Source organism: Amycolatopsis pigmentata (assembly GCF_042684065.1).
GTDB lineage: Bacteria > Actinomycetota > Actinomycetes > Mycobacteriales > Pseudonocardiaceae > Amycolatopsis_E > Amycolatopsis_E pigmentata.
Window position 1 is genome coordinate 147407 of the sequence record NZ_JBHUKR010000004.1, and the last position, 13455, is coordinate 160861.

At 68.1% G+C, this 13455-nt stretch carries 10 protein-coding genes; 7 read left to right on the forward strand and 3 right to left on the reverse strand.

Annotation, left to right across the window (positions count from 1 at the left end; translation table 11 throughout):
• Positions 1 to 23: 23 nt before the first annotated feature.
• From ACFSXZ_RS02425 to ACFSXZ_RS02435, 3 genes are all read right to left on the reverse strand, one after another.
• A complete protein-coding gene (locus tag ACFSXZ_RS02425) occupies positions 24 to 1472 on the reverse strand; it encodes a 3-oxoacid CoA-transferase (protein WP_378260741.1) in 1449 nt (482 codons plus the stop codon).
• A gap of 43 nt (positions 1473 to 1515) precedes the next feature.
• Positions 1516 to 3729, reverse strand: coding sequence for a CaiB/BaiF CoA transferase family protein (locus ACFSXZ_RS02430; RefSeq protein ID WP_378260743.1), 2214 nt, complete (start codon positions 3727 to 3729; stop codon positions 1516 to 1518).
• A gap of 242 nt (positions 3730 to 3971) precedes the next feature.
• Entirely contained in the window at positions 3972 to 4841 is an 870-nt protein-coding gene (locus ACFSXZ_RS02435; protein ID WP_378260745.1) for an IPT/TIG domain-containing protein, read from the reverse strand.
• Between ACFSXZ_RS02435 and ACFSXZ_RS02440 the strand changes: the two genes are divergently transcribed.
• From ACFSXZ_RS02440 to ACFSXZ_RS02470, 7 genes are all read left to right on the forward strand, one after another.
• The gene (locus ACFSXZ_RS02440; RefSeq protein WP_378260747.1) at positions 4818 to 6290 is read left to right on the forward strand and encodes a class I SAM-dependent methyltransferase; all 1473 of its coding nucleotides are present in this window, start codon (positions 4818 to 4820) and stop codon (positions 6288 to 6290) included. The genes ACFSXZ_RS02435 and ACFSXZ_RS02440 overlap by 24 nt on opposite strands.
• 6 nt (positions 6291 to 6296) lie before the next feature.
• Entirely contained in the window at positions 6297 to 7388 is a 1092-nt protein-coding gene (locus ACFSXZ_RS02445; RefSeq protein ID WP_378260749.1) for a hypothetical protein, read from the forward strand.
• Positions 7389 to 7390: 2 nt separating this feature from the next.
• The gene (gene metK / locus ACFSXZ_RS02450; protein WP_378260751.1) at positions 7391 to 8608 is read left to right on the forward strand and encodes a methionine adenosyltransferase; all 1218 of its coding nucleotides are present in this window, start codon (positions 7391 to 7393) and stop codon (positions 8606 to 8608) included.
• 30 nt (positions 8609 to 8638) lie between these two features.
• Entirely contained in the window at positions 8639 to 10141 is a 1503-nt protein-coding gene (ahcY, locus tag ACFSXZ_RS02455; protein ID WP_378260753.1) for an adenosylhomocysteinase, read from the forward strand.
• 167 nt (positions 10142 to 10308) lie between these two features.
• A complete protein-coding gene (gene purU, locus ACFSXZ_RS02460) occupies positions 10309 to 11220 on the forward strand; it encodes a formyltetrahydrofolate deformylase (protein WP_378260755.1) in 912 nt (303 codons plus the stop codon).
• A gap of 184 nt (positions 11221 to 11404) precedes the next feature.
• Positions 11405 to 12397 carry a carbohydrate kinase family protein gene (locus ACFSXZ_RS02465; RefSeq protein WP_378260757.1) on the forward strand — a complete coding sequence of 331 codons (993 nt, stop codon included), beginning with the start codon at positions 11405 to 11407 and terminating at the stop codon, positions 12395 to 12397.
• Between the two features lie 75 nt (positions 12398 to 12472).
• A complete protein-coding gene (locus ACFSXZ_RS02470; protein ID WP_378260759.1) occupies positions 12473 to 13435 on the forward strand; it encodes a hypothetical protein in 963 nt (320 codons plus the stop codon).
• Positions 13436 to 13455 lie beyond the last annotated feature (20 nt).

Below are 13455 nucleotides of genomic sequence, written 5' to 3' on the forward strand. Positions count from 1 at the left end.
GCTGTTCAGTCCACTGTGGACGATCAGGAGGTGGTGGCCGCCTGGTCGCCTGCCGGGAGGACGGTGAGGTCCGGGGAGATCCGGCCACGATCACCCAGGCCGGTAAGCCCGAGAACCTCTTCCGGTGTGAAGCCCTCGACCACGTCTTCGAGCACGAAACCATCCCCGTCGCGGCGCAGCACGCCGAGGTCGGTGACCACGACGTCGACGCATCGCTGACCGGTCAGCGGGAAGGTGCACCGGTCGACGATCTTGGCATTGCCCTTGCTGTCGCAGTGTTCCATCAGCACGATCAGGGTGCTGCCGCTGGCGACCAGGTCCATCGCCCCGCCGATGCCGCCGCCGGCCTGGCCGGGCGTGGTCCAGTTGGCCAGGTTGCCGTCGGCGTCGACTTGGTAGCCGCCCAGCACGACCGCGGACAGGCGGCCGGAGCGGGCGATCTCGAAGGAGGTCACGCTGTCGAAGAACGACATCCCGGGCAGCGGCTCCACGAACCCGCCGCCCGCGTCGAACAGGTCGGCGTCGAGCTTGGCCTCGTCGCGTACCGGCCCGCCATAGCCCAGGACGCCGTTTTCCGCGTGCAGCCGGATGTTCTTGCCGGTCAGGAACCCGGCGATCAGGTTGGGCAGGCCGGCGCCGAGGTTGACGTAACCGGAGTCGGGCAGCAGGCGGGCGGCGCGTTCGGCCATCTCCAGACGGCTCAGCGCGGGCTTGCCGAAGTAGGTCTTGCGGGTGTCCGGTGCCCGGCGGCCGACCGCCGCGGGGGCCAGTCCCGGCTTGACGATGACCGTGGTCGGCACCACGTGGGTCACGAAGATCTCGGGCAGGTGAATGTCCTCGGGCGCGATCTCGCCGCGCTCCACGATCTCCTCGGCTTCGACGATGACCACGCGCGCGCCCTTGGCGAAGCTGGGGTTGAAGTTCTGGCTCGACTCCTTGAACTGGACGTTGCCGGAGCGGTCGGCCCGGTAGGCGCGCAGGAACGCGTAGTCGACCTGCAGGGCCTCTTCCAGCACGTACTCCCGGCCGTTGAAGGTCCGGATCTCCTTGCCCTCGGCCAGTTCCGTGCCCACCGCGGTCGGGGAGTAGAACCCGGCCAGGCCGGCTCCGGCCGCGCGGAGCCGTTCGACGAGGATGCCCTGCGCGACGAGTTCGAGTGCGATCTCCCCGGACTTGATCTTGTCCGCCACGTCGGACTGGATCCCGGCGCGGGAGGAGAACGACACGATCAGGCGGTTGACCTGGCCTGCCAGCGCAAGGGATTCGGGCGAGGTCTCACCGCGGCCCAGCGAGTTCGCCACGATGCACAGGTTCCGCGGTCCGGCGTCGACGAGCGCCCGGATCAGCGTCGAAGGAAAGCGATGTCCCGTGCCGAACCCCACGATGGCGATCGAGGCGCCGTCGGGCACGTCGGCGACCGCCTTCTCCGCGGTGGTCACTTTGTCCAGCGCTGTTTCCGCCGCTGTTTTCACTGTCGTCCTCCTAGTAGTGCGGGATGTCACCGGGAACCGCACGTCATGGCCCGCCCCATGCCGCGGGGAAGTTCGCTGTCTGGACGGCGTGGCGGCGTTCGAGTTCTTCGAGCGCATCGGTCAGGCCCACGTGGTCCAGTACGGTCAGCACGTCCTCGCCGGGCAGGCGTGCCGGGGGGCCGAGTCGCGGCGGGGTGGCGGACATGCCGATCGCGATGCCGGGCATGCGGACCTCGCCCACTTCCTCGGTCATCTGCGTGATGCTCAGCTCGCGGGCGCAGGCGATCTTGTCGGCCATCAGGTCCTCGATGCCCACGACGGCGTGCGCGCCGAGGCCGGCGGCCTGCAGCCGGTCCACCCAGGTGGCCACGTCGTCGTCGGCGAAGGACCGGCCCTCCATGACGCTGGTGAGCACGTCTTTCTCTTCCTCGCGGAGACCGAGGAAGAACCATCCGTCGGCGGCGCGGTGGAAACGCTGGAGTTCCCCCTCGCCGAGCGCGCCCGGGCCGGCGGGCTCGGTCCGCTCCTTGCCCGCGTAGTCGAGCAGGTAGCGGGCCTGGTGGAGGGTTCCGGTCTGGGCCAGCGAAGTGGTGAAATAACCGCCGTCGCCCGTGGCCGCGCGCCGGTAGAGCCCCAGGGTGGCGGCGAAGGCCGCCAGCACGCCGGTGCCGTAGTCGAGAAGGTTGTACGGCCCGAGGACGGCGGGTTTGGTGTCCCCACCGGCCCTGGCCATGATTCCGGTGACCGCCTGGCCCTGCGTCTCGTAACCACGGTTCGCCGCCCACGGACCGCGTGAGCCGTAGCTGCTGACCGACACGTAGACGATGTCCGGCCTGCGGGCTTTGACGTCCTGGTAGCCGATGCCGTAGCGCTCCGCGGTGCCGGTCGGGAAGTTCTGGACGATCACGTCGGCGGTCTCGGCCAGTTTCCAGAAGACCTCGCGCCCGGCGGGATTCTGCACGTCGAGGAGGATCGACTGCTTGCCTCGGTTGACCACGCCGTGCACGGCGACCCGCCGCTCCGGAGCGTTGATCTTGACCACGTCGGCGCCCAGTTCGCCGAGGATGCGGCCGGAGGTGGGGCCGGCGAGGATCTGCGTCAGGTCCAGCACCCGCAGTCCGCTCATCGGCCGGTTCCGCGCGCCGCTCGCCTCGGACACGGCAGGCGCCGCGCCGGTGTCGAGTTCGGACAGGATTTCCGCACGGTCGGCATCGGGCCGGTGGCGGGGCGCCAGGCGCGGCTCGGTGTCGCTGTGGACCGCGATGCCGGCCATCCATGTCGGTCCGAGAACCGGGTCCTCGATCGCCGCGACCTCACCCGACTCGCGGGCATGGGGCGTGCGGAGCCATTCCTGGCCGGTCCTGATCAACGCGATCGGCACCCCGGCCGCGTTACCCAGTTCTTCCCATTCGGCCGCGTCGCGGCTCGCGAACAGGTCCGCGAGGTTGGCGCGGAGCACGGGCTCGTCGGTTTCGTCGAACCACTCGGGCTTTCCGGCCGCCTGGAGAAACCACAGGACGAACCGTCTTGTCGCGCCGATCGGGTTGAACTGAACATAACGTCCGTCGCGGCAACGGAACGTGCCGCTGGCGCCCGAGGCGAGCGGGCGTTCGGGCGGAAGGCCTTTGGCGGTGACGAACGCGCCCGCGGCACCGATCGCCTCGAACATGGCGTCGTACAAGGGGACTTCGACGCGCTGGCCCAGGCCCGACTTGACCCGCTCGGTCAGCGCGCTGACGACCCCGACCGCGCCGAGGAACGCGGCGAAGTTCGAGGCGATGGGCACCGCGCTGTAGGTGGGGCGGGTGCCGTCCCAGCCGGGCGGTGCCTCACCCGCGCGGATCCGGGTGTTGCCCGTCGCCGCGTCGACCACGCCTTCCCACGCCGGGATTCCGGCACGCGGGTCGTCGGCGGCGAACCCGGGAAGTGAGCAGTAGACCAAGCCGGGGCACGACGCGCGAAGGTCTTCGTAACCAAGGCCCAGTCTTCCCATCACGCCCGGCCGGAAGTTCTCCACCACGACGTCGGACCGTATGACCATCCTCCGGGCCACGGCGAGGTCTTCCGGGTTTTTCAGGTCGAGCGTGATACGACGTTTGTCGCGGTGGTAGAAGGCGTTTTCGCTTGGTTCGCGGGTGCCGGGACGGTCGATGTGGACGACTTCCGCGCCTTGGTCGGCCAACATGACGGCCAGCAGCGGTCCGGCTACAAAGTGGCCGAAATCGACGACACGGATACCGGCGAGCGGAGCGGGCAACGGCCTACCTCCTTGGGGCACAGGGAAGGCGCGCCACAATGGACTCGTGCCGCGCCCTCGCGATCCTCTGATGTCGAAACCGGCTGCCGATCAGCCTAACCCGGCAACCGGGATTTTCCGAGCGACGATTAGGGCGCGATTGTTGACTTCACGGCAATGTCCACATCGCGAACATATTCCACTGTGGACATTCGAGAGGCCTGTTCGTCCACGGGAACAGGGGTGTTCACAGGCAGGGGTGTTCACAGGTAGGCGAACCCGCCGGGCGCGGTCACCGTGCCGCCAAGGGTTGCCACGATGACGTCGACGGCACCCGTCCCGACGGTGCCGGCGACCGTGCTGACGGTGCCGGCGACCGTGCTGACGGTGCCGGCGACCGTGCTGACGCTGAGCAGGGCCTGCCCGATCACATGCGGCGGGGCGGCGATCTCGAGGGTGGAGTCGTTGACGATCAGGGGCAGGACCGGGCTCGCCACACCGCTGAACGACACACCCGTGGTGGTGGTCAGGTTCGTGCCGTTCACGACCATGGTGTTGCCCTGGACAGGTGCCATGGCCAGGGTCGCGATCGTGTAGGTGTAGGCCCGCCCGTTGCTGGTGCCCGCCGGGGTGATGATGGTCACCGCACCGCTACCGGTCAGAACGTTGGCGGGGGCGATCACGGTGGCGGTGGTGTCGTTGCCCACGGCGAGGCCGGTGCCCACGGTGGCGCCGAATGTGACGGCCGTGGTGCCGGTGAAGTACTGGCCGATGAGGGCGACGGCGGTGCCACCGGCCGAGCTGCCGGTGGACGGGGTGACGCTGTAGACGACGGGTGGTGCCTGGGGCCAAGGGGCTCCCCGTCGATTACCGAAGTTAAGAACCTCGTCGCGACCTGTAATCGGCCGGTCGGGTACGTTCGCTGCTCTGATCGGGTCTCGTCGGCCATGCCGGTGTCCATTTCGGACGATCTTGTAGGCTGAAGTGACAGGCCGCGTTGTCCGCTTGTGCGGCGGACCAACGGGAATTCCTCCACTGTGGCCCGGCCACCATTCGTTTTGTGTCGGAGCCCGAAGAAAACCGGCGCTCGCGCACCTAAAGTCAGCCGGGTGCTCGTTGAATTCAGGCCGCACACGCGGCTCCGCGGAGAACGGCCCGCCGACCTCGGCGCCTCGGTGCTGCCGGTGGTCAACGCGGTCAGCGAGAGTGACGCCGATCTGGGGAAGGTCCGCGTGGTGTGCGACTGGGTGCAGTACCGCAACAACTTCCGCGACGCGGTGGACATCCGCCCCATCCTGCGTGGCGAACCCGGGGCACTGCCGGAGCCGATCGGCGTCCGCGACGACGATCTGGAGATCGCGGTCGACGTGCGGCGCGCGACCGAAGCGCCGCTGGGGGAGCTGACCGCGACGCTGCTGCGGCAGGTACCGGAGAGGGTCGTCCTCGAGGGCTGGACACGTGGCAGCCAAAGCTGCGTCTGGCAGTTCAACGCGTTGTACTGGTCCGCGTTGGAACTGTGGGAAAAGGCCACCGGGCGTGGCTACGAACAGGCGCTTCCCGGCGGCGAAAGCGACGCCCGCAACACCGCCGCGGCCACCGAGCTCATCGAGGAACTGTTCGCGGTGTGGGACCGGCTCGCCGCCACGAACGCCCTCCCCGAGGAGCTCTACGTCGTCGAACTCGGGGTCGGCAACGGTAACCAGGCCAAGGTCTTCCTGGACCGGTTCCGCGAACTCGACACCGGGCACGGCAAGGGCTACTACGGGCGCCTGCACTACCTGATGTGCGACTACTCGGCCCACGTGCTGGACCTCGCCCGCGAAACCGTGGCCGAGCATGCCGAGCGGGTCAGCTTGTTCGCGCTCGACGCGACCCGCCCGCGAAGGTCGCTGGCCTTCCTGCAGTACAAGGCTTTCCTGATCTACATCTCCAACGTCTATGACAACCTGCCCACCGACGAGGTCGCGCAACTCGGCGGCCGCACCTACTGCGTGCAGACGCGCGCCTACCTGCCGGCCGAGGCGGCCGGGGAACTGGCCACGTCGATTTCCGCGACTCCCGGTCAGCTGCCCGAGCTGGTGCGCAAGTTGCTCCGCCTGGGCCCGTCGCTGCTGGTGGACGCCTGTCCCGCGCATTTCCCCGATGTCGACTCCGCGGTGCGGTTCTGGCAGCGCACCTGGTCGGCCGTCCGGCTCGAAGAGCGGTACGTGCCGCTGGCCGGCCTGGACACCTACCCGCTCACCGAGGCGCTCACGGGCGAGACCCTGCGGCCGCTGCTCGAATCCGGGGCGGACGTACGGATGCATGTCAACAACGGGGCCGTCGCGAGCTTCGACGAGACCCTGGGATTGCTGCATCCCTACGGGAAGCTGGTGTGCCACGACCTGTTCGTCACCGACATCCAGGGCTACCGCACCACCTTCCGCGGCCCGGGCAAGTACGACGGCTCGGTCGTCAACTGGGTCAACGGCCCCCTCCTGGCGCACGTGGGACGGCGGCGCGGGTTCGACGTGCACTACGAGCCGTTCCGGCATCGCGGCGGCGGGCACATCGTGACGATGACCGCCCAGGTGAGGGACTGACAGACCATGTTCGAGAAGCTTCCCTTGTTGCCGACGACGGTGGTGGGTTCCTACCCGGTCCCGGAGTGGATGGAACGGCTCAAGACCGACTACTTCCGCGGCCGCATGAGCCGCGCCCAGCTCGGCGACGTGCACGAGATGGCGATCAAGGCCGCGCTCCGGGACCAGGAACTGGCCGGGATCGACATCGTCTCCGACGGCGAGTTGCGCCGCGACAACGACATCGACTACTTCCTCGCGCGGTTGCCCGGAGTCGACATCGCGGAGACCGCGAAGGACTTCTACTTCGACTACTACGACGTGGCCGTGACCGAACCCCTGCCGGAGCCGAAGGGCACCGAGCTGGCCTGGCTGGCCGACGACTTCGCGTTCACCGCCTCACAGACCCGTGCGCCCATCAAGTTCTCCTTCACCGGCCCGTACTCACTCGCCCGCCGGGTCCACAACCGGGCCTATGGCGAAAAACGTGATCTCGTGCTGGCGATCGCCCACCGGCTCAACGACGCCGCCCACGCGCTCGCGGCACGGGGCGCGGAGTTGTTGCAGATCGACGAACCGTTCCTGGCCGGTTATCCGGGTGACGTGGACATCGCCGTCGAGGCGGTCAACGTCGTGACCCGTGGGGTGAACGTGGACTGGGCCCTTCACGTCTGTTACGGCAACCGCTACGCGCGGCCGCTGTGGGAAGGGCACTACGACTTCCTGTTCCCCGCCGTGCTGGACGCGGCCGTGGACCAGCTGGTGCTCGAATTCGCCCGTAAGGGCTACGCGGACCTGCCCGTGATCGAGAAGTTCGGCTGGGACCGGCGGGTCGGTCTCGGCGTCATCGACGTGAAGAACCAACGGGTCGAGACCCCGGCGGAGATCGCCGCGCGCATCCGGGCCGCGCTCGAACTCATGCCCGCCGAACGGCTGGTGATCAACCCCGACTGCGGGTTGCGCAACCTGTCCGGATCCATCGCCCGCGCGAAACTGGCGGCTATGGTCGAGGGCACCGGCCAGGTGCGCCGCGATCTCGTCCCCGAAGTGCCCGCAGTGCCCGAAATATCCGAAGTACCAGGCCGAACCACCGAAACCGCCGCAGCGCGAGGAGCGTGACCATGAGCCAGTCCGATCCGCATGACTTCCTCTTCACTTCGGAGTCCGTGACGGAGGGCCATCCCGACAAGATCGCCGACGCCATCTCCGACGCCGTCCTCGACGCGGCGCTGGCCAACGACCCGTACTCGCGGGTGGCCTGCGAAACGCTGATCACCACCGGGATGGTCGTGCTCGCCGGGGAGATCACCACCCCCGAGCATCTGGACTACACCCAGATCGTCCGCGACACCGTCAACGGCATCGGCTACGACGACGGCCGCTACGGCTTCGACGGACACCACTGCGCCGTGCTGGTGGCGCTGGACAAGCAGTCCCCGGACATCGCGCAAGGCGTGGACCAGGCCTATGAGAAGCGCAGCGGCGACTCGGGCGACGCCTACGACCTGGCCGGAGCGGGCGACCAGGGCATGATGTTCGGCTACGCCACGGACGAGACGCCCGAGTTGATGCCGATGCCGATCGCGCTCGCGCACCGGCTTTCGCGCCGCCTCGCCACCGTCCGCAAGGACGGCACGCTGCCCTACCTGCGCCCGGACGGCAAGACCCAGGTCTCGGTCCGCTACTCCGACGGTGTGCCGGTCGGCGTCGAACGGGTGCTGATCTCCACGCAGCACGCCGAGGAGGCGGTCAACGAGCAGATCCGCGAGGACCTGTGGAACCACGTCGTCACCAGCGAACTGCCCACCGACTTCTACGACGCCGACGAGTTGCGCGCGGGACTGCTGGTCAACCCCACCGGCCGGTTCGTGATCGGTGGTCCGGTCGGGGACGCCGGGCTGACCGGCCGCAAGATCATCGTCGACACCTACGGCGGATTCGCGCGGCACGGCGGCGGCGCCTTCTCCGGCAAGGACCCGTCCAAAGTGGACCGTTCCGCCGCGTACGCGGCGCGCTACGTGGCGAAGAACGTCGTCGCCGCCGGGCTCGCGAGCCGCGCCGAGGTGCAGGTCGCGTACGCGATCGGGGTGGCGAGGCCGGTGTCGGTGCTGATCGACACGTTCGGCACCGAAAAGGTCGACCGCAGGCTCATCGAAAAGCTGGTCGCCGAGCACTTCGACCTGCGCCCGGCCGCGTTCCGCGACTACCTCGACCTGCACCGCCCGATCTACTCGCCGACCGCCGCCTACGGCCACTTCGGCCGCACGGACGTCGATCTCCCCTGGGAGCGCACCGACCGTGCCGCCGCACTGCGCCAGGCCGCCGGTCTGAGCAACTGAAACCTTCAGCCCGAAAGGACGCGTAAGTACATGACCGTCACCGACGAGTCGACGCCGAAGCTGTATGACACCCGCGGCGGCCTTTCCTTCGCCGTGGCCGACCTCGAACTCGCCGAATTCGGCCGCAAGGAGATCCGGCTCGCCGAGCACGAGATGCCCGGCCTGATGGCACTGCGGCGCGAATACGCCGACGTGCTTCCGCTGCGCGGCGCCCGGATCGCGGGTTCACTGCACATGACCGTGCAGACCGCGGTCCTGATCGAAACGCTGACCTCCCTCGGCGCCGACGTCCGCTGGGTGTCGTGCAACATCTTCTCCACCCAGGACCACGCCGCCGCGGCGACCGTGGTCGGTCCACATGGGACACCCGAGGAGCCGAAGGGTGTTCCGGTGTTCGCGTGGAAGGGCGAAACGCTCGAAGAATACTGGTGGTGCACCGAGCAGCTGTTCGCCTTCACCGACGAGAACGGCGAAACCGTCGGCCCCAACATGATTCTCGACGACGGTGGCGACGCGACGCTGCTCGTCCACAAGGGAGCCGAGTTCGAGAAGTCGGGCGCGGTGCCCACCGTCGCGGACGACGACCAGAGCGTGTCCGAGGAATACCGGATCATTCTCGACACGCTGCGCCGTTCACTGGCCGCTGAATCGGGCAAGTGGACCGCGATCGCGTCCGCGATCCTGGGTGTCACCGAGGAGACCACCACCGGCGTGCACCGGCTCTACCAGCTCGCCGCGGCGGGGGAGCTGCTCTTCCCGGCGATCAACGTCAACGACTCGGTCACCAAGAGCAAGTTCGACAACAAGTACGGCATCCGCCACTCGCTGATCGACGGCCTCAACCGGGCCACCGACGTGCTCATCGGCGGCAAGGTCGCGGTCGTCTGCGGTTACGGCGACGTCGGCAAGGGTTCCGCGGAGGCACTGGCGGGGCAGGGCGCGCGGGTGATCGTGACCGAGGTGGACCCGATCTGCGCCCTTCAGGCGCTGCTGGAAGGACACCAGGTCGCGCGGCTGGACGACGTGATCTCGACCGCCGACATCATCATCACCACCACCGGCAACAAGGACATCGTCACCGCCGAGCACATGAAGCGGATGAAGCACCAGGCGATCCTGGGCAACGTCGGGCACTTCGACAACGAGATCGACATGGCCGGCCTCGCCCGCCTCGAAGGCATCCGCAGGACCACCATCAAGCCGCAGGTCGACGAATGGGTGTTCCCGGACGGCCACTCGATCCTCGTGCTGTCCGAGGGACGGCTGATGAACCTCGGCAACGCCACCGGGCACCCGTCGTTCGTGATGAGCAACAGCTTCTCGAACCAGGTGATCGCGCAGATCGAGCTGTTCACCAAGCACGACGAATACGACCGTGAGGTCTACCGGTTGCCGAAGGTCCTCGACGAGAAGGTCGCCGCGATCCACGTCTCGGCGCTGGGCGGTGACCTGACCAAGCTCAGCAAGGACCAGGCCGAATACATCGGCGTCGACGTCGAGGGTCCGTTCAAGCCCGAGCACTACCGGTATTAGGAGGCACCGCAAGTGTCGACTCGCGGCTGCCAAGATGGCCACAGAGCGCGCCGTCTGGGTCCGCTATCGGGGCGGCAGGGCGCCCATCCGCGCGTCGTGACGTGCGTTGGAAACGAGCGCCCTGTCGACACGATCGCGGGGGCGCGCAAGCTCGCGGAGAAAACGCCATGACACTCACCACCGAGGCTCCCCGGTCCGGCAGGGCCGGGGAGGCCGAACACGGCAAGGACATCGGCAGGCTCGTTGTGTCCTGTGTGGACGGTCCGGGCATCGTGTCGCGAGTCAGCACGTTCCTGCTCCGCCACGGCGCCAACATCGTCCAGTCCGACCAGTACTCCACGGGACCGGCCGGCGGGCGGTTCTTCCAGCGCGTCGAGTTCCACCTGCCGGAGCTGGAAGCGCGGTTGCCGGAATTGGAGCGCGGTTTCGCCACCGAGGTCGCGGGGCCGCTCGGTGCGACCTTCCGGTTCCGGGCGGCTTCGGCGCTGACCCGCGTGGCGGTCTTCGTGTCCCGCTACGACCACTGCCTGCTCGACCTGCTGTGGCGAACCCGGCGCGGTGAGCTGCCGATGACTATCGTGCAGGTGGTGTCCAACCACACTGATCTCGCCGACGACGTCGCGAGCTTCGGGGTGCCCTTCGCCCACATCCCGGTCACCAGGGACACCAAGCCGGAGGCCGAACAGCGGCAGCTCGAGTTGTTGGCGGGCCAGGCCGATCTCGTCGTGCTGGCCCGTTACATGCAGATCCTCTCCGGCGAGTTCCTCGACCGCGTGGGGATACCGGTGATCAACATCCACCACTCGTTCCTGCCCGCGTTCATGGGCGCCGGTCCGTACCAGCGGGCGAAGGAACGGGGCGTCAAGCTCATCGGGGCCACCGCGCACTACGCGACCGAGGACCTCGACGAGGGCCCGATCATCGAGCAGGACGTCGCCCGCGTCTCGCACCAGGCGAATGTCGCCGAGTTCACCCGCAGGGGCGCCGACATCGAGCGCGTCGTGCTCGCCCGTGCGGTCCGCTGGCACTGCGAGGACCGGGTCCTGGTCGACGGCCGCACCACCATCGTCTTCTCATGAACCCGCCTCCAAACCGGAAGGTTCCTGCTCAGGCGAGTGGCCGAACCCGCCTCCGAAGGTACCCGATCTTGGGGGCAGGGCTCCCAGTAGCGAAACTGAGGGAAGTACCCAAGGAGAGCCCTGGCCACAAGATCGGGTGGGCGGGTTTCAAGACAAACACTGAGCGCTACCGAAAGGTTGTTCCATGCCCGCTGACACCGTCGCCGTGACCGGGTCCATCGCCACGGATCATCTGATGCGGTTCCCCGGACGCTTCGCCGACCAGTTCGTCGACACGCATCTCGACCGGTTGTCGCTGAGCTTCCTGGTCAACGACCTCGTCATCCGCCGCGGCGGGGTGGCGGCCAACATCGCCTTCGCGATGGGGGTCCTCGGCCGGTCCCCGGTGCTCCTCGGCGCGGTCGGACCGGACTTCGACGAGTATCAGGCCTGGCTGGAACGGCACGGCGTGGACTGCTCGCACCTGCACGTCTCCAAGACCGCCCATACCGCGCGGTTCATCTGCACCACCGACGACGACCAGTGCCAGCTCGCGTCGTTCTACCCGGGCGCGATGAGCGAGGCCGGGCAGATCAAGCTCGCCCCGATCGTCGGCACCGACGGAATCGGCCTGGTGCTCGTCGGCGCGAACGACCCGGACGCGATGATCGCCTACACCGAAGAAGCCCGCCGTCTCGGTGTCGCATTCGCCGCGGACCCCTCGCAGCAGTTGCCGAGGCTCGACCCGGACGCCTGCCGGTCCCTTGTGGACGGTGCGAAATACTTGTTCACCAACGAATACGAGTGGGAGCTGCTCACCCGCAAGACCGGCTGGACCGAGAGCGAGTTCGCCGACCGGGTGGAGCTTCGCGTGACGACCCTTTCCGGAAAAGGCTGCCGGCTGGTGGGTCGCGACGGCACCGACATCCATGTCGACGCGGTACCGGCGAGGGAAATCGTCGACCCCACCGGTGTCGGCGACGCGTTCCGCGGCGGCTTCCTCGCCGGGGTCGGCAATGGGCTGAGCTACGAACGCGCCGCCCAGTTGGGCTCACTGATCGCCACGCATGTGATCGAGACGTCCGGCAACCAGGAGTGGGTGCTCGACATCGACGCGGCGTCGAAGCGTCTGGCCGAAGCGTATGGCACGGCCGCGAGGGACGAGATCGAGCCGATCCTGAGGGGTATCCGGAACTAGCGCACCCGCGAGCCCGTTTTTCCGGTGACGGCAACCGGCGAGCGCGCGGTTGCCGTCACCGGGAATGATCATCCCGTGACGTTGAATCCTGTCTTCGCCGATTTCTCGACCGACCCCCCGCGGACGGCAAATGGTTCCGTTCGCGCGCACAGAGCCGGTTCCGCCGGCGGGCACTGGATCATCAACTCCGGTGGTGCCGTCTGGCTGGACTTCGTGGTCGACGCTCCCCTGGACGAGGCGACCTTGAAGGTCCGCGCGCTGGTGTCCAAGCTTGGGCCGGAATCGGGTTACGCACCCCTGGACATCCTGGTGAACGGGCAGAGCGTGACTTCCCGTTTCCGGATACCGGGCGGAGGCGACCTGCCCCAGACGATGACGTTCGCGGTTCCCGGGGAATGGCTACGGCCGGGCACGAACACTGTCGAACTGCGCAGTGCCGAAGACGCGCGCACCATGCTCTGGCTTTACCGGGTCCTGCTGGAGTCGGTCTGGGACCGTGACGCCGCGGAGCGTGCCCTGCTCGCCGAACGCGCGGCGGAACCGGCCTATACCTTTGCCACGTATTCCCGTCCCGCCGATGCGTCACGGTGGCTGCCCGGTCCACCGTTGCGGTTCCGGATCGACGAGGGACAGGCAGCCTTGCCCACGGAACTGCGCTGGCGTGGTCCCTACGGCAGCGAGGGATCCATCAGCTTCGCGGACGAGATGTCCACCTTCCTCGGCCATGTCCGCACAACCAGTGGGGCCTGGCGTCAACTGCGGGGCGAGTTGGCCGAACGCCGCGAACACCACGAGGAACCCGCACCGCGATACCGGACCGAGGTCCACTGGGGCGGCAGGTGGCATCCCTCCGGTGAGTTGTCCGTGTTCCTCGACACCGGTTCCCGGCCGGTCGAGCGGATCGCCTGGCGGGACCAGCGTGGCAACACGGCCTCGATCGGGCTGACTCCCGACGGGTCGTCGTTCACCGGGTATGCGCAGCGGGTCAACGAAGGCCCCATCGGATACCGGGGCGTGATCATCCGGGGTGCTCCGTAGCCCGACGGCGGTCCGGGTCC

Bases quoted from the DNA above. Each gene is read 5' to 3' on its own strand.
- ACFSXZ_RS02465 (WP_378260757.1), top strand. From the start codon at position 11,405: ATGCCCGCTGACACCGTCGCCGTGACCGGGTCCATCGCCACGGATCAT.
- metK (WP_378260751.1), top strand. From the start codon at position 7,391: ATGAGCCAGTCCGATCCGCATGACTTCCTCTTCACTTCGGAGTCCGTG.
- purU (WP_378260755.1), top strand. From the start codon at position 10,309: ATGACACTCACCACCGAGGCTCCCCGGTCCGGCAGGGCCGGGGAGGCC.
- ahcY (WP_378260753.1), top strand. From the start codon at position 8,639: ATGACCGTCACCGACGAGTCGACGCCGAAGCTGTATGACACCCGCGGC.
- ACFSXZ_RS02445 (WP_378260749.1), top strand. From the start codon at position 6,297: ATGTTCGAGAAGCTTCCCTTGTTGCCGACGACGGTGGTGGGTTCCTAC.